Source organism: Hymenobacter sp. APR13, assembly GCF_000737515.1.
Taxonomy (GTDB): domain Bacteria; phylum Bacteroidota; class Bacteroidia; order Cytophagales; family Hymenobacteraceae; genus Hymenobacter.
In genome coordinates this window covers 4,220,903-4,245,042 of the sequence record NZ_CP006587.1, presented here as the reverse complement: position 1 = coordinate 4,245,042, position 24,140 = coordinate 4,220,903, and the positions used below count along the sequence as shown (strand labels likewise).

21 protein-coding genes and 1 tRNA gene are annotated in these 24,140 nt (G+C 61.0%); 14 read left to right on the top strand and 8 right to left on the bottom strand.

The genetic code is table 11. From position 1 onward, the window contains the following. Window positions 1–215: 215 nt before the first annotated feature. The 10 genes from hisG to hisIE all read left to right on the top strand — a co-directional run bounded on the left by hisG (window position 216) and on the right by hisIE (window position 8,857). Window positions 216–1,067: an ATP phosphoribosyltransferase gene (gene hisG, locus N008_RS17745; RefSeq protein WP_044017700.1), complete on the top strand. Its 852-nt coding sequence runs from the start codon at window positions 216–218 to the stop codon at window positions 1,065–1,067. Between the two features lie 89 nt (window positions 1,068–1,156). Continuing rightward, on the top strand, window positions 1,157–2,458 hold the full coding sequence (hisD, locus tag N008_RS17740) for a histidinol dehydrogenase (RefSeq protein ID WP_044017699.1): 1,302 nt from the start codon (window positions 1,157–1,159) through the stop codon (window positions 2,456–2,458). Between the two features lie 170 nt (window positions 2,459–2,628). Beyond that, the gene (gene hisC / locus N008_RS17735) at window positions 2,629–3,681 is read left to right on the top strand and encodes a histidinol-phosphate transaminase (protein ID WP_044017698.1); all 1,053 of its coding nucleotides are present in this window, start codon (window positions 2,629–2,631) and stop codon (window positions 3,679–3,681) included. A 74-nt stretch (window positions 3,682–3,755) separates the two neighbouring features. Further along, on the top strand, window positions 3,756–4,028 hold the full coding sequence (locus tag N008_RS17730; RefSeq protein WP_044017697.1) for a hypothetical protein: 273 nt from the start codon (window positions 3,756–3,758) through the stop codon (window positions 4,026–4,028). A 75-nt stretch (window positions 4,029–4,103) separates the two neighbouring features. Next, a complete protein-coding gene (hisB, locus tag N008_RS17725) occupies window positions 4,104–5,216 on the top strand; it encodes a bifunctional histidinol-phosphatase/imidazoleglycerol-phosphate dehydratase HisB (protein WP_044017695.1) in 1,113 nt (370 codons plus the stop codon). Between the two features lie 222 nt (window positions 5,217–5,438). Further along, a complete protein-coding gene (hisH, locus tag N008_RS17720; protein ID WP_044017694.1) occupies window positions 5,439–6,029 on the top strand; it encodes an imidazole glycerol phosphate synthase subunit HisH in 591 nt (196 codons plus the stop codon). Window positions 6,030–6,147: 118 nt separating this feature from the next. Continuing rightward, window positions 6,148–6,864 (top strand): 1-(5-phosphoribosyl)-5-[(5-phosphoribosylamino)methylideneamino]imidazole-4-carboxamide isomerase, encoded by a 717-nt coding sequence (gene hisA, locus N008_RS17715; protein WP_044017693.1) that lies wholly within the window; start codon window positions 6,148–6,150, stop codon window positions 6,862–6,864. 14 nt (window positions 6,865–6,878) lie between these two features. Then, the gene (locus N008_RS23305) at window positions 6,879–7,319 is read left to right on the top strand and encodes a hypothetical protein (protein ID WP_156109385.1); all 441 of its coding nucleotides are present in this window, start codon (window positions 6,879–6,881) and stop codon (window positions 7,317–7,319) included. A gap of 15 nt (window positions 7,320–7,334) precedes the next feature. Further along, on the top strand, window positions 7,335–8,093 hold the full coding sequence (gene hisF, locus N008_RS17710) for an imidazole glycerol phosphate synthase subunit HisF (RefSeq protein ID WP_044017692.1): 759 nt from the start codon (window positions 7,335–7,337) through the stop codon (window positions 8,091–8,093). 125 nt (window positions 8,094–8,218) lie between these two features. Next, window positions 8,219–8,857 (top strand): bifunctional phosphoribosyl-AMP cyclohydrolase/phosphoribosyl-ATP diphosphatase HisIE, encoded by a 639-nt coding sequence (gene hisIE, locus N008_RS17705; protein ID WP_044017691.1) that lies wholly within the window; start codon window positions 8,219–8,221, stop codon window positions 8,855–8,857. Between the two features lie 170 nt (window positions 8,858–9,027). Here the strand turns inward: hisIE and N008_RS17700 are convergent, their stop codons facing one another. The 5 genes from N008_RS17700 to N008_RS17680 form a co-directional block, all read right to left on the bottom strand. Next, complete coding sequence (locus tag N008_RS17700; RefSeq protein WP_156109384.1) at window positions 9,028–10,134, bottom strand: hypothetical protein; 1,107 nt, start codon at window positions 10,132–10,134, stop codon at window positions 9,028–9,030. Window positions 10,135–11,296: 1,162 nt separating this feature from the next. Then, on the bottom strand, window positions 11,297–12,439 hold the full coding sequence (locus N008_RS17695; RefSeq protein ID WP_044019045.1) for a tetratricopeptide repeat protein: 1,143 nt from the start codon (window positions 12,437–12,439) through the stop codon (window positions 11,297–11,299). 155 nt (window positions 12,440–12,594) lie between these two features. Then, window positions 12,595–15,156: a DNA gyrase subunit A gene (gyrA, locus tag N008_RS17690; protein ID WP_044017689.1), complete on the bottom strand. Its 2,562-nt coding sequence runs from the start codon at window positions 15,154–15,156 to the stop codon at window positions 12,595–12,597. Window positions 15,157–15,280: 124 nt separating this feature from the next. Beyond that, the gene (locus N008_RS17685) at window positions 15,281–15,523 is read right to left on the bottom strand and encodes a hypothetical protein (RefSeq protein ID WP_156109383.1); all 243 of its coding nucleotides are present in this window, start codon (window positions 15,521–15,523) and stop codon (window positions 15,281–15,283) included. Window positions 15,524–15,604: 81 nt separating this feature from the next. Further along, the gene (locus N008_RS17680; RefSeq protein ID WP_044017687.1) at window positions 15,605–16,264 is read right to left on the bottom strand and encodes an HD domain-containing protein; all 660 of its coding nucleotides are present in this window, start codon (window positions 16,262–16,264) and stop codon (window positions 15,605–15,607) included. A gap of 350 nt (window positions 16,265–16,614) precedes the next feature. On the opposite strand from N008_RS17680, the gene N008_RS21890 reads away from it, so the two are divergent. From N008_RS21890 to N008_RS17665, 3 genes are all read left to right on the top strand, one after another. After that, window positions 16,615–17,997, top strand: a complete 1,383-nt coding sequence (locus tag N008_RS21890) for a L,D-transpeptidase family protein (protein ID WP_197062892.1) — start codon at window positions 16,615–16,617, stop codon at window positions 17,995–17,997. Between the two features lie 86 nt (window positions 17,998–18,083). Then, window positions 18,084–18,156: transfer RNA gene (locus tag N008_RS17670), tRNA-Thr, on the top strand. Window positions 18,157–18,292: 136 nt separating this feature from the next. Next, window positions 18,293–19,576 carry a tyrosine-type recombinase/integrase gene (locus N008_RS17665; RefSeq protein ID WP_044017686.1) on the top strand — a complete coding sequence of 428 codons (1,284 nt, stop codon included), beginning with the start codon at window positions 18,293–18,295 and terminating at the stop codon, window positions 19,574–19,576. Between the two features lie 82 nt (window positions 19,577–19,658). Here the strand turns inward: N008_RS17665 and N008_RS17660 are convergent, their stop codons facing one another. The 3 genes from N008_RS17660 to N008_RS17650 all read right to left on the bottom strand — a co-directional run bounded on the left by N008_RS17660 (window position 19,659) and on the right by N008_RS17650 (window position 23,454). Then, complete coding sequence (locus N008_RS17660; protein WP_044017685.1) at window positions 19,659–21,053, bottom strand: amidohydrolase family protein; 1,395 nt, start codon at window positions 21,051–21,053, stop codon at window positions 19,659–19,661. 187 nt (window positions 21,054–21,240) lie between these two features. Next, window positions 21,241–23,187 (bottom strand): hypothetical protein, encoded by a 1,947-nt coding sequence (locus N008_RS17655; RefSeq protein ID WP_044017684.1) that lies wholly within the window; start codon window positions 23,185–23,187, stop codon window positions 21,241–21,243. Between the two features lie 57 nt (window positions 23,188–23,244). After that, window positions 23,245–23,454 (bottom strand): hypothetical protein, encoded by a 210-nt coding sequence (locus N008_RS17650; RefSeq protein ID WP_052381698.1) that lies wholly within the window; start codon window positions 23,452–23,454, stop codon window positions 23,245–23,247. 70 nt (window positions 23,455–23,524) lie between these two features. Between N008_RS17650 and N008_RS17645 the strand changes: the two genes are divergently transcribed. Beyond that, window positions 23,525–24,139 (top strand): thermonuclease family protein, encoded by a 615-nt coding sequence (locus N008_RS17645; protein ID WP_231569737.1) that lies wholly within the window; start codon window positions 23,525–23,527, stop codon window positions 24,137–24,139. Window position 24,140: the final 1 nt, after the last annotated feature.

Here is a 24,140-nt window from a genome sequence, read left to right as displayed (position 1 = left end):
CATTCCTCTTTTTAGAGGAATGATACACGCATATTGTCCCGTTGGGCGAACCGCCTCAGGTTCCCCGGCCCCCGGAAGTGGTGGCCCCGGCACCCTATTGCCGCCTGCCAGCCCTTCCGCAGCTTCCCCCAGTCACTCTTCCCGAATTACAGTTAAGCCTTGGCCACCCCGGTCAATTCTTACTTGCTAATTCTTAATTACTAATTGAAAGACATATGCTCCGTCTGGCCATCCAGAAATCGGGCCGCTTAAGCGAAGACTCCCAGAACCTGATTCGGGAGTGCGGCATCAGCTTCCTTGCGGCTTCCAGCAAGCTCAAAACCGAAGCCACCAACTTCCCCCTCGAAATCCTCTACCTGCGCGACGACGATATTCCCGGCTACGTGCAGGACGGCGTGGCCGACCTGGGCATTGTGGGCCAGAACGTGCTGGTGGAAGCCGGTTTCCCTAACCTGGAAGTGGAAGGCCTAGGCTTCAGCAAGTGCCGCCTGAGCTTGGCCGTACCCCGCGCTGCCACCTACGACTCCATTGAGGATTTGCAGGGCGTGAACATTGCCACCTCGTACCCGCGTATCCTGGGCGACTACCTCACGGAGCGCGGCGTGAAGGCTAACCTGCACACCATCAGCGGCTCGGTGGAAATTGCCCCCAGCATCGGGCTGGCCGAAGCCATCTGTGATATTGTGAGCAGCGGCTCCACGCTGCTGGGCAACGGCCTGCGCGAGGTAGAAACCGTATTCCGTTCCGAAGCCGTGCTCATTGCCAACCAGAGCCTGAGCGCCGAGAAAAAGGAGCTACTGGAGCAGTTGCAGTTCCGGATGCAGGCCGTGCGCCGCGCCCGCCGCAACAAGTACATCATCCTCAACGCCCCCGTGGCGGCCCTGGATGCAGTGAAGCAGCTGCTGCCCGGTATCAAGTCGCCCACCGTGACCCCGCTGGCCGAGGAAGGCTGGGTGTCGGTGCAGTCGGTGGTAAACGAGGACGACTTCTGGCACATCACCAGCCAGCTCAAAGCCGTCGGCGCCGAAGGCATCCTGGTGCTGCCGATTGAGAAAATGATTTCCTGATTAGTGCTTAGTTGTTAGTGCTTGGTGCTTAGTAAGCAGCCTTTAGAACATACCAAGCACTAACAACTAAGCACCAAGCACTATTCCAGATGAACATCTTCCAATATCCATCCCAGCCGGAGTGGGCGGCGCTGCAGCAGCGGGCGGCCCAGCAGCAGGCTCAGGACGTGGAGCAGCGCGTGCAGCAGATTTTCGAGGACGTGCGCCAGCGCGGCGACGTGGCCCTGCTCGATTACGCCCGGCAGTTCGACGGGGCCGACCTCTCGGGCGGCCTGCGCGTGGGCCCCGAGGAGCTGGCGGCTGCCGCGGCCCAGGTCCCGGCCGAACTGCAAACGGCCATCCGGCAGGCGCACGCCAATATTTTGCGGTTTCATAAAGCACAAATCCCGCAGGAGGAGCGCGTAGAAACCATGCCGGGTGTTACGTGCTGGCGGCGGGCGGTGCCCGTGCAGCGCGTGGGCCTCTACATTCCGGGCGGCTCGGCTCCGCTGTTCAGCACCTTGCTGATGCTGGGCGTACCGGCCAAGCTGGCCGGCTGCCCTGAAATCGTGCTGTGCACCCCGCCGCAAAAGGACGGCTCGGTAAACCCCATCATCCTGTTTACAGCCCAGCTGCTGGGCATCAGCACCATCGTGAAAGCCGGCGGGGCCCAGGCCGTGGCCGCGCTGAGCGGTGGTACCGACTCGGTGCCGGCCGTGGATAAGATTTTCGGCCCCGGCAACCGCTACGTGACGGCCGCCAAGCAGCTGGCCACCCGCTACGGCGTGGCCATCGACATGCCGGCCGGTCCTTCAGAAGTGCTGGTTATTGCCGACGAATCTGCCACGCCGGCCTTCGTGGCCGCCGACCTGCTCAGCCAGGCCGAGCACGGCCCCGACTCGCAGGTGATTCTGTTGTCGGACTCGCTGTCGATGCTGGAGCAGACCAAAGCCGAGGTGGAACGCCAGCTGCGTGAGTTGCCCCGGGCCGAAGTAGCCGCTCAGGCCCTCACCGAAAGCCGCGCCATTCTGCTGCGCACGCCGGAGGAAATGCTGTACTTCTCGAACCAGTACGCCCCCGAGCACCTGATTCTGGCCGTGAAAAATCCGGAACAGCTGGCCGAAGGCGTGACCAACGCCGGCTCCGTGTTCCTGGGCCACCTTACCCCGGAAGCCGTGGGCGACTACGCCTCGGGCACCAACCATACGCTGCCCACCAACGGCTACGCCCGCAACTACAGCGGCGTGTCGCTGGATTCGTTCCTGAAGAAAATCACCTTCCAGCGCCTCACCCCCGAAGGCCTGCTGAATGTGGGCCCCGTGGTAGAAACCATGGCCGAAGCCGAAGGCCTCCGCGCCCACGCCCGCGCCGTGACCCTCCGCCTGGAGGCCCTGGCCGGCGGGGAGGAATAAATATAGGATAACAGTAGAACGTCATTCCGAGCCCCGCGAGGAATCTCGTTTGCTGGTATCAAAACGACAACCGCTCAATAGCCTAGGGTTTAAACCCTGGGCTACTGAACCGCCGCCGGCCGTTCTACAAAATCCGTGAAATACGAATAATCCGTTTAAATCCGTGATTCATGTTCAACCTCGATAGCCTCGTACGCCCCAACCTTCGGGATATGAAGCCCTACTCGTCGGCCCGCGACGAATTCCAGGGCGAGGCCCAGGTCATGCTCGACGCCAATGAGAACAGCCTCGGCAGCGCCGGTCCCGACCAGTTCAACCGCTACCCCGACCCGCTGCAGCGCGCCGTAAAGGCCGAGCTGGCCCAGCTCAAAGCCGTACGTCCCGAGCAGATTTTCCTCGGCAACGGCTCCGATGAAGCCATCGACCTGCTGGTGCGCCTCACCTGCGTGCCCGGCCACGACAGTCTACTGATCCTGCCGCCCACCTACGGCATGTACGAGGTGGCCGCTAACCTGAACGACGTGCGCGTGGAGCGCCTGCAGCTGACGCCCGACTTCCAGCTCTCGCCCGAAATCGTGGCCGGTGTCCTGGCTTCCGACGCCAAAATCGTGTGGCTTTGCTCGCCCAACAACCCCACCGGCAACCTGCTCCATGCCGAAGCCATCGAGGAAATCCTGCGAGGTTTCCGCGGGCTGGTAGTGGTAGATGAGGCTTACGCCGATTTCGCCGCTGCCCCCAGCTGGACTACCCGCCTGGCCGAATTCCCCAACCTGGTGGTGCTGCAAACCTTCTCGAAGGCCTGGGGTCTGGCCGGTCTGCGCCTGGGCATGGCCTTCGCCTCGCCGGAAATCATCGGCTACCTCAACAAAATCAAGCCGCCCTACAACGTGTCGGAAGCCACGCAGCGTTTCGCCCTGCAAGCCCTGTGCGACGCCGACCGGTTCGAAGCGTTACGCCAGCAGCTGCTGGTAGGCCGCGACTGGCTGGCCGAGCGCCTGCCCGCGCTGCCCATCGTGGCGGAGGTGTTCCCCTCGGATGCCAACTTCCTGCTGGTCCGTTTTCACCCCGACGCCACGGCCGTGTACGATTTCCTGGTAGCCCGGGGCATCATCGTGCGCAACCGCACTACTCAGCCCGGCTGCGCCGGCACTCTCCGCCTCACCGTAGGCACCCCCGCCGAGAACGAGCTGCTGCTCCAAGCCCTGCGGGAGTTTGCGGGGTAGTATATATAAGGAGTAAAGCCTGTTAGTCCGAAGCAAAGTTCAGGCACCTCTGCTGTTTTTTTGAACCGTTTGACATGAAGTCAGAAGTTCTCATCGCCCTATACAAGCAGTTGATGTTCTTTTCTGACAACGGAAAGGAAGTCATTGAGAACCCCGCCATTGCAATCAGTGAAGCCTGCAAGTGTGTGGGCTGCCCACGGACTGATGTTCGGGAAGCTCTACAGACTTTTGAAGCTCATGGTTTCATTAGGCAGGTTGATGACCCGAGGCTCAAATTCGTCATAACAGAAGCTGGGCGTGACCAAGTGAAGGTTGAGGAATTGATCAACACGCTTCCGATTACCTGACCATCCTCTGAGTATGGAGTGAATATGGTAGAGACGCCTCGATTTCGCTCAGCATGACACGAATCTAAATCAAACATGAAAAAAGTACTCTTCATTGACCGCGACGGGACCATCCTCATCGAGCCGCCGACGGATTTCCAGGTGGACGCGCTGACGCGGGAAAAATTTCAGTTTGTACCCGGTGCCATCACCGGCCTCTCGCGCATTGCCCGCGAGCTGGATTACGAGCTGGTGCTGGTGAGCAACCAGGACGGCCTCGGCACCGCTAGCTACCCGGAGGATACCTTCTGGCCAGCGCACAATATGATGCTCGACGTACTGCGCTCGGAAGGAGTGGAGTTCGTGCGGGAGCACATCGACCGGAGCTTTCCCCACGAGAACCTGCCCACCCGCAAGCCCGGCACCGGCATGCTCACCCAGTACTTGGGCGAGGGCAGCGGCTACGACCTCAAAAATTCCTTCGTCATCGGCGACCGGCTAACCGACGTGGAGCTGGCCCAGAACCTGGGCTGCCAGTCCATCCTGCTGAAGCCGGAAGGGGAGGGCGACGACCGCGCCGCGCTGACCACCATGAGTTGGGAGAAAATATACCAGTTCCTGCGGCTGCCCGCCCGCACCGCCGTGGTACAACGCGACACCAACGAAACTAAAATCAGTATCGAGCTGAACCTCGACGGCAACGGCCGCCCCGAGATGCATACCGGTCTGGGCTTCTTCGACCACATGCTCGACCAGCTCAGCAAGCATTCGGGCGTGGATATGAAAATCACGGTGCAGGGCGACCTGCACATCGACGAGCACCACACCATCGAGGATACGGCCATTGCCTTGGGCGAGGCCTTCACCCAGGCTCTCGGCGATAAGCGCGGCCTGGCCCGCTACGGCTTCCTGCTGCCCATGGACGACGTGTTGGCTCAGGCCGCCATCGACTTCTCGGGCCGCCCCTGGATTGTGTGGGATGCCGAGTTTAAGCGTGAGAAAGTAGGGGATATGCCCTGCGAAATGTTTTACCATTTCTTCAAGAGCTTCTCCGATGCCGCCCGCTGCAACCTCAACATCAAATCCGAGGGCCAGAACGAGCACCACAAGATCGAAGCCATTTTCAAGGCCGTAGCCAAGTCCATCAAAATGGCTCTGGTGCGCGACGCCGGCCGCATGGAAATTCCCAGCACGAAAGGCATTTTGTAGTTTATCCATTTGTTTAAAAAAATGGATAAATAGTTGAGTGCGCGTGATTTGCATGCATAATCGTCATCCTGACTGAAGCGAAGAGCCTTACATCTTGCACCGATTCGTGCTACTGTAACAAGGCTCTCGGTTCCAGGCAGGATGACGGTTTATAAGTAAAAAACTCTTTAAACATTTGTTTAAACAAAAGAGTAAACGACATCCTTCACTCTATATGTTCAAATGGAAATAGCCATAGTAGATTACAAAGGCGGCAACGTGCAGTCGGTGCTGTTTGCGCTGGAACGGCTGGGCGTGCAGGCCACGCTCACGGCCGATCACGACGTGATTCGCCGCGCCGATAAGGTGCTGTTCCCGGGTGAGGGCGAGGCTGCCTCCGCCATGCGGGAGCTGCGGGCCCAAGGGTTGCACGAACTGCTGCCCACGCTCACGCAGCCGTTCCTGGGCATCTGCCTGGGCATGCAGTTGCTGGGCCGCCACACCCAGGAGGGCGGCGGTACCGAACTGCTCGGGATTCTCCCGTTCGACGTGGTTCGGTTCCCGGCCACCGCGGAGTATAAAGTGCCACACATGGGCTGGAACAACCTGCAGGCGTTGCGCGGCCCGCTGTTCGAAGGCCTCAGTGCCGAGGACTACGTGTACTTCGTGCACAGCTACTACGCCCCGGTAGGCGGGTATACCATTGCCGAGGCCGCGTACCCCGCGCCGTTCAGCGCCGCCGTGCAGCACGAGAACTTCTACGCCGTGCAGTTCCACACCGAAAAGAGCGGCCCCGTCGGCACCCGCATCCTGGAAAACTTTCTCAAGCTGTAATCCCTGTCTGTCATCCTGAGCGGAGCGAAGGACCCTATCACACCAGAACTAATCGTTCACGCGTGAAAAGATCTTTCGCTCCGCTCAGGATGACAGGTGACTGTTCTTAGACCCCAACATGGAAATTATTCCCGCTATTGACCTCATAGGCGGCCAGTGCGTGCGCCTGACGGAGGGCGACTTTGCCCAGCAGACCACCTACGACGCCGACCCGCTGGCCGTGGCCCAACGCTTCGAGGCCGCCGGCGTGAAGCGCCTGCACCTGGTGGACCTCGACGGAGCCCGTGCCAAGCGCCCCGTGAACCTGCCCGTACTGGAGCGCATTGCCCGCCACACCAGCCTGCACATCGACTTCGGGGGCGGGCTGCAGAGTGAGGAAGCCGTGCGCCAGGCCTTCGACGCCGGAGCCCAGCAGATTACCGCCGGCAGCATTGCCGTGCGCGAGCCCGAAACCGTGAATGGCTGGCTCCATGCCTTCGGGGCCGACCGTATCATCATCGGGGCCGACTACCGCGACAACCACATTTCCATCAACGCCTGGGCCGAGCAGAGCGAGCGGACCCTGCGCGAGTTCGTGGAGGGCTACCTGGCCAGCGGCGCCACCACCTTTATCTGCACCGACGTGAGCAAGGACGGCAAGCTCCAGGGCCCGTCGCTGGCTACGTACACGGAGTTGCGCGAGCAGCTGCCTGCCGCCCGCCTCATTGCCAGCGGCGGCGTGACCACCATTGCCGACGTGGAGGCCCTGGCCGCCGTGGGCATGCACGGGGCCATCATCGGCAAAGCCATCTACGAAGGCACTATCACGCTGCAGCAGCTACAGCCCTGGCTGTAAGCAGTAATACTGTTATGAAGCAGCTTCTTAAGATAAAAAGGCAAAGTCTGGATGATGGTGACGGTTTTTTGCATTATGAAATTGCCTTGTCTAATGGTGATTCAGCAGCTGCCCTCGACTTCTATGGATACGATGACCAGTTCGAAGATTTTGGAGAGCAACTCAAGAATTTTCCGCTGACTGGCAAAAGCAGTGTCAGGCTACAAATAGGAGAAAACTCCTCCGAATGGTCGTATTATATGCTGCTGGAAGTCTTTTGCTATCAGCCAAATGGTGCATCCGCAATTCTAGTGGATATCAAGAATCATTTAGAAGCACCTTATAGCTGTGATTGTAAGTTTTATATACTGACGATGCCAGCAGAGCTGAATAGGCTAGGGGCTCTACTCAGCGGTTGGAACCCACGTGAAAAGCCGGTTATCAACTGGCCCAGTTCAAATCAGACAGAAGACTAATCCAGTCAATCAACCATGCTAACCAAACGAATCATACCCTGCCTCGACGTGAAGGACGGGCGCACCGTGAAAGGGGTGCGCTTCGAGGGCCTGCGCGACGCCGGCGACCCGGTGGCCCTGGCCGCCCGCTATGCCCGCGAAGGCGCCGACGAGCTGGTGTTCCTCGATATCACCGCCACCAACCAGAAGCGCGCCACGCTGGTGACCCTGGTGCGCGACGTGGCCCGGGAGCTGGACATTCCGTTCACCGTGGGCGGCGGCATCGGCACCGTGTCCGATGTGGAGGCACTGCTGATGAACGGGGCCGATAAAGTAAGCATCAACTCGGCCGCGTTGGCGCGCCCCGAGCTGATTGACGAGTTGGCGGCCCGCTTCGGCTCCCAGTGCATCGTGGTTGCCGCCGATGCCCGCTATAACGACGCCGATGGCTGGCAGATCTACACCCGGGCCGGCACCCACAACACCGGCCGCGACGCAGTGCAGTGGTGCCGGGAAGCTGCCGAGCGGGGCGCGGGCGAAATCCTGCTGACCTCCATGAGCAACGACGGCACCAAGGACGGCTTCGCGCTGGACATCACCGGGGCCGTGAGCCGGGCCGTGACCATCCCGGTCATTGCCAGCGGCGGCGCGGGCTCCAAGCAGGACTTCACCAACGTGTTCCAGCAGGCCCACGCCGACGCCGGCCTCGCCGCCAGCATCTTCCACTTCGGCGAAATCGGCATCCGCGAGCTGAAAGAACACCTGCGCCAGGACGGCATTGCCGTGCGGCTGTAATTTTTGAGTGATGAGGTGATGGGGGTGAACAGTGATGAGGTAGCTCGTCAATCTGTTTTACTTCTACATCAATGTCGGAATTCTGACGCCTTACCTCATCACCTCATCACCTCATCACTTAGAATATGAATTTTGCCAAAATGCCCGATGGGCTGATTCCGGTGATTGTGCAGGATGCCCACACGGGGCAGGTGCTGATGCTGGGCTACCAGAACGAGGAAGCGCAGCGTGTGACCCGCCAGACGGGCCGCGTGACGTTCTTCTCCCGCTCCAAGCAGCGCCTCTGGACTAAGGGCGAAACCTCCGGCAACTACCTCACCGTGGTGAGTGAGCACGAGGACTGCGACCAGGACGCCCTGCTCATCCTGGCCCGCCCCGACGGCCCCACCTGTCACCGGGGCACCACCAGCTGCTTCGAGCAGCCCCAGCAGACGCGCTACCCGGCTCCGGCCGTGAGCTTCGTGGCAGAGCTGGAGCGCCTGGTGCAGCGCCGCCACCAGCACCCCGACGAAGACCCCAAGTCGTACACCGCTTCCCTGTTCCGCAAGGGCATGCCCAAAATCGCCCAGAAAGTGGGAGAGGAGGCCGTGGAAACCGTCATCGACGCCGTGGGCGGAAACGTGGAGGGCCTGAAAGGCGAGGCCGCCGACCTGCTTTACCATTTGTTGGTACTGCTGACGGCCTCCGGACTTTCCATGGAAGACGTGGTAGACGTGCTCAAGCAGCGCCACACTACCATTTCCGGCGGGGTGCGCCGGGAGTAGGCGACGAAAGTTGCGGAAGTAACTCCGGTTTGGCGGTTCTCTCCGCACCTGCCCCCCTTCCAAACGGCCGCCGCATCGTTCGCAACTTGGGTTAGCCAAACCCTTTAAATCAAAAAAGCCCCTTACCAACTACAAGTCGGTAAGGGGCTTTTTTGATTAATGGAGGTTATCTACCTGTTAGCCAGATTCTTCCTGATTTTTTCCAGTAGGATCCGGACAATCTCCAGGTCGTCAACGTCCTGAATGCTCAGTTGGGTGTCCAGGCCCGGCCCGGCAATGTGAATCAGGTAGCCCTCAGTGGGCGGGGCCACCGTCGGTTCGGATACTCGGGGAGAAGCCGGCGGGGCCGGCCGGGGCGTCGGCGCGGATAGGGGCTCAGGCGGGGTGGAAGCGGCCGGAAGTATAACAGGAGGTACAACCGCTGCTTCCGCGGAATACTGTGTGGCCGGAGCGGGAGTTGTCCGGTTTAAACCAAACAGGGCCGACACCGGATCCGAGTCCATTGCAGCGTCTGTAAGCGACTCAGAGGGCGCAGACGGTACAAGACCCGTCTCAGGGAATGTGCTGTCTGTAGCGTAGCGCTCTGCAGGGTCTAAACGGAAGTCCTGAGAATATGCTATGGCAGGGGAGGAGGAAGATGCGCCGGGAGCGTCTGAAGCCTTGAACAGATTCAGCGGCATCTCGCCACTGGCAAGCTCGCGGCGCGGGCCCTGTTGTGCAGCCAGCTGGTCGATGTCGGCCATTACGTTGCGCTCATCCAGAATCCCGGCCATGCGGGCGCCATCTACGAATGCCTTGGCTACATTCTGCGCATTAATCTCTTCTACTCCAAACTCCCGGATCAGCATGATGTCAAACATCTGCACGGGGAGCTCTTTGTTTCTGAATTTGCGGCTTATCTGGGAGAACAGCGGCGGATGCAGGAAAGCTTCGCGGTGGTAAAGTAATTCCTCCTGCTTATCGTACGCATGCTTGATGCGGCGAAACAGATTTGTGGTGGTGAGTAGCTCCCGTTTGCTGGTAAGCAGACCAAACTTTACCGCTGAACCCAAGATAGCTTTAAAGGAGCCACTAACCTTACGATTGAGCTTACGGGCGCAAGCTTCGATAGAACACTTGCCACCTGTATCATCAACTACTTCTGCTACTTCCCAGGCACCAGCATAGGAAGTTCTAGGATAGTCTATAGTTTTTGGCATATAACAGGTGAGTTGAAGTGGTGAAACAGTACGTAAATATAAGGCATAAAAGTGAGATACAAGTAGTAAAAAGCACATAAAGGTCAATAAAAGTAATGCTTATTTGTACTTTTATTTACTTTATGGTTTTTACACCTTATGATTTCCCTCAATCTGAATATTTCCTTAATATAAACAATGGTCCATATCCCTATAATTTATATACTACACTAATGCAAGGCGGGGCGGGGCCTTGCGAGATCCTGCATTAGGACTTCATATCGATCCTTAATAGAGCACTCATAGAGTTCGTTCCTAACCCGTGACAATTTCGCCTATCGCTGAACTGAGGCCTAGATAAGTGCTAATATGCCTAAGCACGACATGGTCGAGCAAATGCCTGAACAAACAGGATAGTTTACACACACTGAATAGGAGAGAAGTCCTAGAAAAAATCACCTGGGTAGGGTAGAGGCTCATTTTCTTTATCAATGAACCATGTTCACTATAAGGGATACCAAGCTTACCCAACGAATCCTCAAATGCTACTTAGCTTCTACAGCAACTGGAGCCAGGAGCAATTCGGCGACATATCGTTGGGTGCCACACACATAATCGGCAACACGCAGTCCGACTAAGGAACTCGCTAAGTCCAGGCCAACAGTTACAGCCAGTCGTAATTGCCGCGCTGACCAGCGTGCAGGGCGGGCACAGCTAAGAGCATATCACATCGTGAATCATCTTCGCTCTGACAGTTTCATTTTTATCGTCCGCTATGACACGGCCGCAGCCGCGGGCTCAACTGCAGCTAATTACCGCTGGATGCCAACGTTGTAACTCTCCAGTAACTGAGTTCTAATGTGGCGACAGGCGTACGCTGAGGCTTGTGGACGGATACTCCAGAGACTCAGCAGATGCTGGGCCACTAGATCCGTGAACGATTAGAGCCACAATAGGTGGTGACAACGGCGAGGCCACTTATATGGAAGAAAGGCTTCGGCTGTGTCTCTACATTACTAACAGCTTCCGCAGTACACAAACAATCAGGTTCATGTTGTCTTGCCCGTAATCATCATGCGTGCTAAGCCCGCCGTTATTCTACCTACTAAGGACATGACAATCAAAGGCCGCTATAAACCGGCATCGAAAGAACTAAATCTAATTGTCTTATAATTTATATTATGTTAAGTAATATTTTCAAAAATCATCCCGACTGCATGCCGGGATGATTTCGGGGGCTTCCCTACTGCTGCAGGTGAAGCTATTTCTTCAGCGCGTCAAGCTTGGCGTTCATACGCTCGGCATCGGCGTTGCGGCCGAGCTTGGTATATACCTTGCCCAGAGACGAAATGGTAGCCCGATCTTCCGGCTGAGCAGCCAGCGCTTTTTCGAAGTAAGGCAGCGCTTCAGCGAAATACTTCTTGCCATCAGCTTCAAACTTCTTACCACTCTTATTGTACGTGGCAAGATCCATCTTGCTGGCTTTGGTGTACAGGTCAGCCGCCTTGTTATAGTTGTATACGCCTAAGTTAAAGTTGGCGTCGAAGTTGGTTGGCTCTGCTTCTACGGCTTGGCGATACGCTTTCAGGGCTTCTTCGGGCTGCTTGGCCTGGTCCAGCAAAGAACCTTTAACAGCGTACAGGTTGGCGTTCTTCGGGTCGGCCGCAATGGCTTTGTCGATTTTGGCCAGCGCTTCCTTGCCACGGCCGGCGCTCAGATCGGCGTTCAGGTCTTCCAGCATGAAGCCCTTGTTGTTGGGATACGCCTGCAGCGCCTGCTGAATCACTTTAGCTGCCTCAGCTTCGTTCTTTTCCTGACGGGCAATCTGCAACATGCGGCCGTACATCTGCGGCGACTTGTAGTTCATGGCAATCAGCTGGCCATACGTAGACTTTGCGGTGGCAAAATCATTCTTGGCTTCCGCCGCATAGGCAGAGTACAAATACGCCGTGGTATCCTGCGGACGGATCTGCTGGGCCATCTGGTACGACTTGATGGCTCCGTCGTAGTCTTTGCCATTGTAGCTTTCCACGCCGGCGTTCAGCGCCATGCCATACAGGTTATCGAGTTTAGCGGTGGCCTGCTTACCGTACTCACCGTCTTTACCTTCAAGCTCGATGGTTTTCTTGTACGACTCAAATGCCGTGCGCGTACCTTCACCGGCACCCAGCGACTTCCCGTAGATGGGGCTGGCCGCCATAGCTTCGTAGATTTCACCCCGCGTGTACCAGGTTTTGGCTTTGGTGGAGGTCTTCTCGTTGAGAACTGCTTTGTCGATATCGGTGCGGGCTTTGTCGAGCAGGCCCTGGCGCTGGTTCAGAATGGCGTTGGTAACGGCCGAAGTCTGAGCCGAAGCGGAAGTCAGTGCCGCCGCAGCGACAAGCGTCAGAAGGATCTTCTTCATAGGGAGGTTTTTCTGAAGAATGGTCAAAAGGAAAAAGGAAAGAAAATTTCAGGGGAAACGGGGAAACAGCGCCCGAAGTTCAGTGCTGCCCCGTGCCGGGTTGGAAAGCAAGAGGCTGGTCGTGAAACCAGCCTCTTCCCTCCTCTTGCGCAAAGCTATTCGGTCGGCACCGAATCTGCATCGTCGGCAGCTTCCGGCTCGGCCGTCACATCGGCTACTTCTACCGCCGACGTCAGGCCTTCACCGGTAAGTGCATCCAGCTCAGCTTCTTTTTCTTCCTCGGCCGCGACTTTCGCCACCGAAGAAATTTCATCACCCTCGTTGATTTTCAGCAGCCGGACGCCCTGGGTGGCCCGGCCGATGATGCGCAGATCAGCCACCCGCAGGCGGATGGTGAGCCCCGATTTGTTGATAATCATCAGGTCATCGGTGTCGTTGACGTCCTTGATGGCGACCAGCGCACCGGTTTTCTCGGTGATTTTCATGGCCTGCACCCCTTTACCACCGCGGTTGGTGATGCGGTACTCTTCCAGCTCCGAGCGTTTGCCGTAGCCGTTTTCCGACACCACCAGCAGCTCCTGCGTGGGGTCCGAAACGCAGACCATGCCTACTACCCGGTCGGTATCCGAAGCCAGCGTGATGCCACGAACACCGGCAGCCGTGCGGCCCATGGAGCGCACTTTGCCTTCGGGGAAACGAACAGCGCGACCGGAACGCAGCGCCACCACAATTTCGGAGTTGCCGTTGGTCAGGCGCACGTCGAGCAGCCGGTCGCCCTCGTTGATGGTAATGGCGTTGATACCGGCCGTCCGCGGACGAGAATAGGCTTCCAGGGGAGTCTTCTTCACCGTGCCCTGCTCGGTGCAGAACATCAGGTAAGTGTTTTCCAGGTAGTCCGGGTCGCGGAGGCCGCGCACGTTCAGCACGGAGCGTACTGAGTCTTCGCGTGGAATCTCAATCAGGTTCTGGATAGGGCGGCCTTTGGCGCCTTTGCCGCCTTCCGGCACTTCGTACACCTTCAGCCAGAACACCCGGCCCAGCTCCGTGAAGAACAGCAGGTACTCGTGGGTGGTGGCTACGAATAGGTGCTCGGTGAAGTCGTCCTGCTTGGAGCCGGCGCCCCGGGCACCTATCCCACCGCGGCCCTGCGCCCGGTACTCGGCCAGCGGGGTGCGCTTGATGTAGCCGTCGTTGGAGATGGTAATCACCATGCTCTCGTCGGCAATCATGTCTTCCATCGAGAAATCGCCGCCGGCGTACTCGATGGCCGTGCGGCGCTTGTCGCCGTACCGCTCCCGAATATCGATCAGCTCGTCCTTGATAATCTGGCGCTGCAGCTCCTCGGAGGCCAGCACCGACTTCAGGTAATCGACCAGCTTCATCAGCTCGTCGTACTCCTGCACAATCTTGTCGCGCTCCAGGCCGGTGAGGCGCTGCAGGCGCATATCGAGGATGGCGCGGGCCTGCACCTCGCTCAGCGAGAAGCGCTCAATCAGCTGGCCGCGGGCCACTTCGCCGTCGCGGGAGCCCCGGATCAGGGCAATCACCTCGTCGAGGTGGTCGAGGGCGATGAGTAGACCTTCCAAGATGTGGGCGCGCTTCTGGGCTTCGGCCAGCTCGTAGCGCGTGCGGCGCACCACCACGTCGGCGCGGTGCTCCACGAAGTAGTGGATCAGCTCCTTGAGGTTGAGCGTCATCGGGCGCCCTTTCACCAGGCACACGTTGTTGACGCCGAACGACGACTGCAGCTGCGTGTAGCGGTAGAGTTGGTTGAGCACCACGTTGGGCATGGCGTCGCGCTTCAGATCGTAGACAATGCGCATCCCGTCGCGGTCGGACTCGTCGCGCAGGTCGGCGATGCCTTCGATCTTCTTCTCGTTGATGAGGGCCGCCGTCTTCTCGATCATCGACGCCTTGTTCACCATGTAGGGAATTTCGGTGATGATGATCTGCTCCTTGCCGCTGGGCAGGGTTTCGAAGTGCGCCTTGGCCCGCACCACAATGCGGCCACGGCCGGTTTCAAAGGCCTGCTTCACGCCTTCGTAGCCGTAGATGGTGCCACCGGTCGGGAAGTCGGGCGCCAGTACGTGCTCCATGAGCTCGGCCACGGTGATATCCGTGTTGTCGAGGTAGGCAATGATGCCACTCACCACTTCGGTGAGGTTGTGCGGGGCCATGTTGGTGGCCATACCCACGGCAATGCCGGTAGTGCCATTCACCAGCAGGTTCGGAAACTTGGCCGGCATCACGCTCGGCTCTTCCAGCGAGTCGTCGAAGTTGGGCTGGAAGTCAACAGTTTCCTTGTCCAGGTCGCCCAGCAGCTCGTCGGCGAGGCGCTTGAGGCGGGCCTCGGTGTAGCGCATAGCCGCCGGTGAGTCGCCGTCGACGGAGCCGAAGTTACCCTGACCGTCCACGAGCGGGTAGCGCAGGCTCCAGTCCTGGGCCATACGCACCATCGTGTCGTACACGGAGGAGTCGCCGTGCGGGTGGTACTTACCTAGCACCTCGCCCACGATACGGGCTGATTTCTTGTAGGACTTATTGTAGGAAACGCCCAGCTCGCTCATGCCGTAGAGCACGCGCCGGTGCACGGGCTTGAGGCCGTCGCGCACGTCGGGCAGGGCCCGGGAGATGATAACCGACATCGAGTAATCGATGTAGGCGCCGCGCATCTCGTCTTCGATGTTAATCGGAATGATTTTTTCGCCTTCCGCCATAGGGAGAACTTAGTCGGCCAGCTACGCCCTGAAGGGCCGCGCCGGCACTGTGAATGAAGGGTGCGTTAAGCCTGCAAGATAGGCAAAAAAGGCCGTTTTTCCAACGCCTAGCCGCGCTTCTCCCCTACTTCAGCGACTTACTTTTATCGGCTTTGTGCTTGCCGGCCTTGGGGTTGTAGGTCTTGATTTTTTCGCCGATTGCCGGGTTCTGCTTCTTGAAGATCGGCTGCCCCCGGTACTTCACGCCATCGTGGAAATGCACCTTGCGGGTATGGCAGGAATTGATGGGACACGTACGGCAGGACGCGGCCAGCAGCAGCACCAGCGCCGGCACCAGCAAACGGAGATAAAACGAGCGGAATGTCATACGGCAAAGATGGTAGTTTCTGGTTGTCCGGGGCAGCCGGAGCTGGAAAACCCGGGCTGGCAGGGCCTAAAGTCCGGAGGTTTAGCCCAGATCCTGACCTTCCCACTCGCGCAGAAACTGCGTCAAAAAGGCTTCCATAAACGCGTGGCGCTGCTCGGCAACGCGGCGGGCAGCGGGCGTATTAAGCCGCTCACGCAAGTGCAGCAGCTTCTCGTAGAAATGGTTGATGGTGGGGGCCACGTTCTGCTTGTAACTGGCAAACGAGGCGTGTTGCACCGGCGGCACCGTGGGGTCGTGCAGCGGCCGGCCCTTGTGCCCGCCGTAGGCAAAGGCGCGGGCCACCCCAATAGCCCCGATGGCATCGAGGCGGTCGGCGTCCTGCACCAGCGCGCCTTCAATGGTGCTCATGGGCGTGGGCACGCCAAGGCCTTTGAAGCTGACTTCGCGGATGATGGTTTCCACGGCCTGAATAACGCTTTCGGGCGCGTGCTGGCTCTCCAGCCAGGCTCGGGCAGCCCGGGGGCCGGCTTCTTCGTCGCCGTCGTGGAACTTCCAGTCGGCTACGTCGTGCAGCAACGCGCCCAGCTCGGTGTGCAGCGGGTTAGCTTCGGGAGTGTCCTGGGCCAGGGCCCGGGCCACCTGCCACACCCGGCGGATATGCTCCCAGTCGTGCCCGGAACCTTCGTGTAAGAACTTTTCCCGAACGAAGTCGGCAGTACGGCTGATAAGGGCAGTTTCCAAAACCTGAGGGCGCGAGTGAGCCTGCAAAACAACAACACCCGCGCCACAAAACAACCGGCCAGCTTACCTGAACCGACGCCCGGAGCCCAGGCGCTGCGGATAAGTAGCTGACCTAGACGCCCCTGCCTGGTCACCAGCGAAAAACCTGGGTTTGTATTCACCGGCCGCAATCCGTATCTTATGAAAGTGTAGCACCAGTCAACTCCGCTTTTCCTGCCTACCCGAAACCGCTTTGCTTTCCTACAGCCATGAACCGGTTAAGACGTTGCAGCCGTGTAGCTGCCTGCTGGGCTTTGTTAAGCGGTCTGCTGCTACTAGCACCACTGCCGTTGCCGGCAGAGGGCTTGCGCATGGAATCCCCATTCCCGCTGGTCTCGGGCCCAGGCGCGGTAGTTTCGCTGCGCACCCTGCTGGATACGGTAGCTCTCGGCTCGACGGCCACTTACGAGAAGCTAGCCCTCAAAGCCGGTTTCGCGGTCCAGTCCTTCTATCTGCAGCGCAACTTCGCCCCTGCCTGGACGCACCCCGATTCCGGCTGGAACCATAGCGCTACCCAGGCGCTTTCCCTGCTCAAGCGCGCCCCCGCCTTTGGACTTAACCCCGAGTCCTATGCCTGGCCCCTGCTACAGTCCCTGCCCGACTCGCTGCAGCATGCCTCCAGTGTGGCCGGCAGCCTAAGTGGGTTTGAGTTGCGCCTGACAGACGCGCTGTTGCGCTACGCTGCCCACCTGCGCTACGGACGGCTTCAACCATTCACTACAATTCCCGCTTCTCTGAGCGAGCTGGCAGCCCAACAAAGCATCGAACGGCTCACGTATGCGTTGGCTGCGGCAGAGTTTGAAACAGCATTTCTAGCATGCCAACCCACTAGTGCCACGTACCAAGCCCTGCAACAAGTATGGCGCCGCACGCTCCCCCCCGATTCGGTACTGACGGGTCTGGCACAGCCGACATACGGTAACGCGGCCGATTTTCGCCGGGTAGCCCTCAACCTGGAGCGGCTGCGGTGGGATGTGGCCCTACCCGACTCGGAAACGTACATAGTGGTTAATATTCCGACGTATTCGCTGCACATCGTGGAAAATGGGCGCGTTGTCCGGACGCACCGGGTTGTGGTCGGCAAACCGGAAACGCCGACTCCTGTTCTCAGCAGCCGCATTACGGTGTTCATGACGGCCCCCGAGTGGCGCGTACCACATAGCATCGCCGTGCGCGAGATTTTGCCCGAATTACAGGAAGACCCCGGATTTCTGGCTGATAACAATTATCACCTGTTTGATGCCCGCAACCGTCCGGTTAATCCGTGGCGAGTCCGCTGGAGCCGCGTAACCCCACAAACCTTTGGCTATACAATTCGACAGGAAGCCGGCAGACATAACGCTCTGGGCAATCTGGTATTCTACTTCGCCAATCAGCATGCCATCTATCTTCATGACACGCCAGCTCGGGCCCTGTTTCGGGAGCCGCGTCGCGCGCGCAGCCATGGGTGCATCCGGGTTGAAAAACCGCTGGAGCTGGCAGCTTATTTGTTAGGGCGAGAAAAGCAGCAAGCCGCCCTACCCGACATCCGACGCAACATCTCCACCCATACTACCTGCCGGTACGACCTGGCTCAAGGCCTGCCGATCCGCATCCGTTATACCACATGTGAAGTTCAAAATAGCCGCTTACGCTTTCATCCGGATATCTACTGCCTAGATGAGGACCTGGATACTGTGTTAGCATCTCCTTGACTATGTGCTGATTCTATAAAATCATCATTCTTTTTTCGCTTAGGCTTGAAAATCTAATTCTGGTCCCTAGTTTTGCACCACAATTCGCCTCCTTAGCTCAGCTGGTAGAGCAACTGACTTGTAATCAGTAGGTCGTTGGTTCGATCCCGACAGGAGGCTCATTTATTTAATCCCGGCAAACCCGGAAGTCCGCATATCTGGCAACAGAAGCGGGTTTCCGGGTTTTTTGCGTTTGGCCCAATCCTGCTTTCAAGCCTATGTAATCCCTGATTTAAGCCACAAAAACAGCCACATTATGACGATCCAATTCTACCTCCGGGACCCTGAATCGGCTACTCCTACGGCCGTGTACCTGTTGGCGCGCACGGGCGGCCAACGATTACGCCTCAGCACCGGCGAGAAGTGCCTGCCCAGCCAGTGGGATGACAAGCGCCAACAGTTCCGCCGCTCCTATCCCGGCTATCAGGAGGCCAATGAGTTGCTGGCCTCAATGGCGGCGCGCCTGGTGGAGGCGCACCGCCGGCAGCGGGCGGCCGGAAGTACGCCCACCCCGGCCACCTTAAAGGAAGCGCTGAACCCCGCGCCGGCACCCGTGGTGCTGGAACAACGCCTTATCGAGCTGATGACGGAATTCCGGGAAATCCTGCGGGGCCGGGGCTACATGCGCGATACGCTGCGCCACTACCTGGTTTCGCGGAACTGGCTGCGGGACTTTGAAGCGTATCGGGGCCGCAAACTGCTGGTGGAATCATACTCGCTGGCTGACCATGACGCCCTGCTACATTACCTGACCATCCAGCGCAAGCTTGCTCCGAACTCAGTGTACACGCTGGTGAAGAATCTGAAAGCCCTGCTCCGACACTTGCGGGACGAAAGAGGCTACACGCTTGGCCTGGACCTGAAGCACCTCAAGGCCGTGCCGGTGGACGTGGACAAGGTGTACCTGACCGCCGACGAGCTGGCGCGCCTGTATCGGACGGTACTGCCGGACAACCTGGCGCCGGTGCGGGACGTGTTTCTGTTCTGCTGCTACACCGGGCTACGCTATTCCGACGTGTATCAGCTGCACGGCGGCAACGTGGCGGGCTGGGACGGCGGGCAGGTGCTGCGGCTCACGCAAAGCAAGACGCGGCGGCCGGTGAGCATTTATCTCACGGAAGCGGCCCGGGGGATTCTGGATAAATACGCCGGCGAGCGGGCGAAGCTATTACCCGTGTATCAGAACCAGGTGATGAACCGGTATCTGAAGCGGGTATGCCGGCTGGCAGGAGTTACGGGACTGGTGGAGGTGGTGGAGATAGTGCAGGGGCGGGTTTCTAAAACGCAGCAGCCGAAGTACGAGCTGATAACGATGCACACGGCCCGGCACACCTTCGCCACCCAGAGCCTGCTGCGGGGTATGCCGGTGGAAGTCCTGCAGAAGATCCTCGGGCACGCCAACATCAAAACCACGCTGATTTACGCCAAGATCGTGGAGGACTTCCAGCACCAGACCATGCGGCGCGTCTGGGAAGACGCCCCCACACCGGCGCCGGTGGCGGCCGACACCATCTGCGCGGTGGAGTCCTCGGCCGCCTGATCAGACAGCTTAAAAAACACCCCGGCCCACTGAGTGAGCCGGGGTGTTATTATTATATACAGCATAAACCGGGGCCGGGCCATTACTGATTGGGTAGAAGGCGGCCGGCCTGTATCACGTAGCGCACCAGGCGCGTGGCCCGGATATCCTGGGCAGGGTTGCCCGCTACTACTACCACGTCGGCCACGTTGCCCCGTCGCAGGGTGCCAATGGCCGGCAGGCCGAGCAGGCGGGCGGCAGTGCCCGTGGCCGCCTGGATGGCCGCCACGGGCGGCAGGCCCGCTTCCACCAGCAGGGCCAGTTCGCGGTGCAGGTTGCCACCGGGCAGGTTGTAGTCGCCCGCCGGCACGTCCGTGCCCGCCCCGATAAGTCCGCCCAGCTGCTGCACCCGCCGCACCAGGGCCTGAGCCAGGCGCAGGTCGGCCGCCGCCCGCCCCCGGGAAGCGGGTGTGTGCTGGTGGGCCTGCTGCTCGAACCAGTCCAGCATTGGGGCCGGGATGGCCTTGCCCCCGGGCAGCGTGGCCAGATCCTGGCGGGCGGAATCGGGCTGCACGGTACCGTAAAACACGGACAGTGTGGGCACCAGCGTCGTGTGGCCGCGCACCGTGGCGCGGGCCAACTGGTCAATCAGCCGGGCATTCAGGGGGGCCATCGGGTCGCCGCCCAGGCGCTGGTAGGCCAGAGCGTAGCCGCTGGCGTGCTCGATGCTGTGCACCCCCGCCTGCAGGGCCTGCAGCGCGTCCACCTGCGCGCCTTTCAGCCCGCGGGTCTGGAGCATGCCCAGGTCCGTCATCACGCGCAGGCCGCGCTTGCGGGCCTGGGCCGCAGCGGCCTGGTAGGCGGCGAGCGGCAGCTGCTCGTAGAGCTTGACAAACGAGGCCCCGTGCGCGGCCAGGCTATCGACGGCAGCCCGCGCCTGGGCCGGGGTTTCCACCTGCTGGGCGATTAGCTCCCCGATGGGGCCGGCCGTGGCCGGCCGCACGTAGCGGGCCACCAGGGAGTCGGGGAAAAACTTCTTCATGATGGTGGTGGGGCCGTCCAGCATAGGGCCGGTGTAGAGCAGGCGGGGCCGGGGGGCGGTATCCTGCTGCAGGGCGCGAAGCGTGGCCAGGGCGTTGTTGGCATCGCGCACCGTGGTCACCCCCGCTGGCAGGAACGCATCCCAGTAATGGGGCCGCAGGTGCACGTGCAGATCAATCAGGCCGGGCAGGATGGTGCCGTCGCCCACGTCGACCACCCGCGCCGTGGCCGGATAGTCGCGGCTGCCCTGCCGGCCGACGTACTGGATTTTACCCGCCGCCAGAATGACCAGTCCCTGCTCCAGCGGCGCGGCGCCGGTCCCATCAATCACCCGCCCTTTCAGTACCAGCACGTCAGGCGCCGGCGCGGGCCCGGAGGAAAGCTGACTGCTGGCCAAGCCCAGCGAAAAGATGCCCATCAAGCAGCCCAGATAGCGTTTGCGTACGCTGTTTAGCATAAGTTTTCTTGACTACACTAGTTGAAAGTTATTCTTAAACGGGCGGCTAAAATGCAAAACTATCTTTAGAATCGAACTGAGTCCTGAGGAGCTATTTGTAGAACATGCGCCACGTCCAGGGCGGGCCACGTACCCGACAGCACGGGCGTAGCGGTTGGTTGGCTAATGGTTGTTCTGCTGGCTTCCCTCAGGGCCCGACGTGCAGTTCCGTCCAAGTGTCGGCCGCGGGGTCCGCCGTGCGCAGCACGTAGCGGTAGCGGCCGGGGCAGAGCAGCAAGGGCAGCGAGCGGGCCGCCGGGCCGATTTCCTGGGTGAAGACGGGCGGCACCTGCCCGGGCGCCGGCCCTACCAGCTCGGCGGCGAGGTAGAGCTGCAGTACCCGCCGGCCGGGACCAGTCGCCGCCGGCAGCGCCAACCGCACGGGGCGGGCAGTGGTGGCATACGGATACGGCAAGGGCAGCCGGGCCGCGTCGAGGCGGTTATAAATGGACAGGTCGGCCGTTGGCGTCAGCGGGCGGGGCGGCGTCAGACCGGGCCGGTCAAGGGACGGGTACTGCACATATACTACCCGGGCCACATCGGGCCGGGGCAGCGAATCGAGCCGCACCGAGGGCTGCGGCAGCTGCAACGCGGCGAAGTCCAGGCAGCGGTCCGCTGCCACCTGCAGCTGCTCGACCACCAGCACCGAACGCCCGCCCCAGCCGGCCAGCAGCGGCACCGGAGCCGGACCTTCGGCCACCGTGGGCTCGCGGCGCGGCTCCAGCCCGGGAGCCAGCACCACAACTTTCGCCCCCGCCGGCAACGCGTCGAGGGCGGGCCGCAGGGGGCTGACGAACCGGTACTGTTCGGTCCAGCGTGCCTGATCGAGGGCCGCGGATATACCCTGGGGCCAGTTTTGCCGGAAGCCGGCAGGAAAGGTGGTGTCGGCGTAGCCGATGAGCGTGAACCCCAGCCGGCGGGCCGAGCGCACGAGGTTGGCAAACTGGTAGTCGGGCGCAAACTCGTGGTCGGCCAGCGTCGGATACGGCAGGTCAGGGGGAGCACCGGCGGTCAGGGAGCGGATGGCCAGGTAGCGGAAGCCCTGCGCGTAGAGGCCGGGCAGCGCCAGTGCCAGCAGCGTCCGGTGGTGCGGGCGGTACACGTTTTCGTTGACAAGCACCACCCGCTTGCCCCGGGCCCGGGCCAGCAGCTCCGACAGGGCGTTGCGGGTGGAGTGTACGGCCCCTGCTGTGCAGTCAATCACCCCATCCGTGCCGTACTCGGGCGCGGGCAGGGCCAGAAAATCCAGGGCGGATTCGGTGTACAGCCAGCGCTGGGCCGGGGCGTGGGTCCAGGACTCCAGCTTGTCGAACGCATCGCCCATGTACCACAGATCGGCCATTACCCGGGGACTGCGCAGGGGCAGATACGGATCCAGGGCAGCATTGGCGGCCACTTCCGCCGGGGTGCTGAAGCTGGCCCCGGCCGCGTGGCGGGCCTCGCGCACGGCCCCCAGCGCCGGCAGCGGATTGCCCCCGGGCGTGTGGTGGGCCAGACTATCGGCATAGCGGGCCAGCTGGCTGGCCGTGGTCGGGGCAGCCAGGCCGGCCAGCCGCAGAGCGGGGAAAATGCGGCTGCCGTAGAGAATATGCAGCGTACGGGCCAGCGTCGGAAAAGTGGCCAGGTTGGGCCCGTAGGCCGAGGCCGGCACCTGAGCACGCAGGTAGAGCCAGCCGCCGCCCGGCAGGGCGCAGGCCAGCTCCTGGGTGAGCGGCGGGGATGTACTACCCCGGTAGAAGCGCCCCGGCCGCCAGGCCTCAAACCCCCAGCTGAGCCACGCGGTGGCAGTCGGAGCGGGAATGTGCACCACCGTGAGGGTGCTGCGCGGGGCCGTACGCTGGGTGAGCTCCAGGACCACGGAAGCCGTAGCCGCCGCCCTAGAACCGAGCAACTGCGTCAGGCGGGCCGACAAGTTGGGGTCCGGAGGCCCGCCCCGCCGGGGCTCTACGACAAAAGACGCCGGCACCAGCAGCTGCAGCCCCAGCCGGGGTTCCGGCACGAGCACGGCCAGCGTATCGGGGGGCAGCACCTGGGCAGTGGCCCGGCCCGGAAGCAGCAACGCCCAGCCCAGCAGCAACGAGAAAAAGCGGCACATACAGGCGGCAGGATAGCGGGAATAACAGGATAGCAGACACGTAGGCCTGTTGGGTACTCAAGCCCCCAGAACGTAGCGCGGATTGAGGGCGGCGGCTACCTCGTGCTCGGGCAGGCCGGTGAAGCGGCAGAACTCGCCGATGGAGACGTAGGAGCCGGTGGGCTTGCCCAGATGCCGGCGCACGCGCTGGAGCAGGCGCTTAGCGCCGTCGTAGCTGTGGCCGGTGAGCGTGGCCACGTCCTTGGGAAATACGCAGACCTGGGGCATACGGGGTATCGTGGGGTAGTATCGGAAAGTGAAGATACGAAGCGCCCCGATGCGGTGCTAGGTTTGGCCTATGCAGCTATTCAGGGCACTTCTGGCAGCTATTCTCCTGACGGGCAATGTATCCGTCCGGGCCCAGGTGCGCGCCAGCCGGTTGCCCCGACTGCTGCGGCCCGCACCGGCCGCCGGGCTGCCGGCCTCGCCAGTCTGGCAACTGGTGCGAATGGAGCGGGTGGTGGACGCCGACACCTACGAGGTGGCCACGGCCGGTGGCCGGGCCCGGGTCCGGCTGCTGGGGGTGGACGCGCCGGAAGCGGATCAGCCGTTCGGGCCCGAGGCCACGGCACTGGTCGGGGCGCTGCTGCGCCGGCAGTACGTGTGGGTGCAGGTGCGGGGCCGGGACCTGTACGGGCGGCACCTGGCCGCGGTGCGGCTGCGGCCGGCGGCCTTCTCCCCGGCCGGACCGGTGGCACTGGATAGTGTGCTGGTGGTGCGCGGCTGGGCCTGGGCCTATGAGCCGGACCGGGCTACGGCCCGGCGGCTGGCCGAGCAGCAGCTGGCCCAGCGGACCGGCCGGGGGCTGTGGCAGTGCCCACAGCCGATAGAGCCGCGCCTGTGGCGCGGCCTGGACACAGAAACGAAGCGGCGCAACCGGGGCGGCTGCCCCCGGCTGCAGGCAAGCCGCTGAA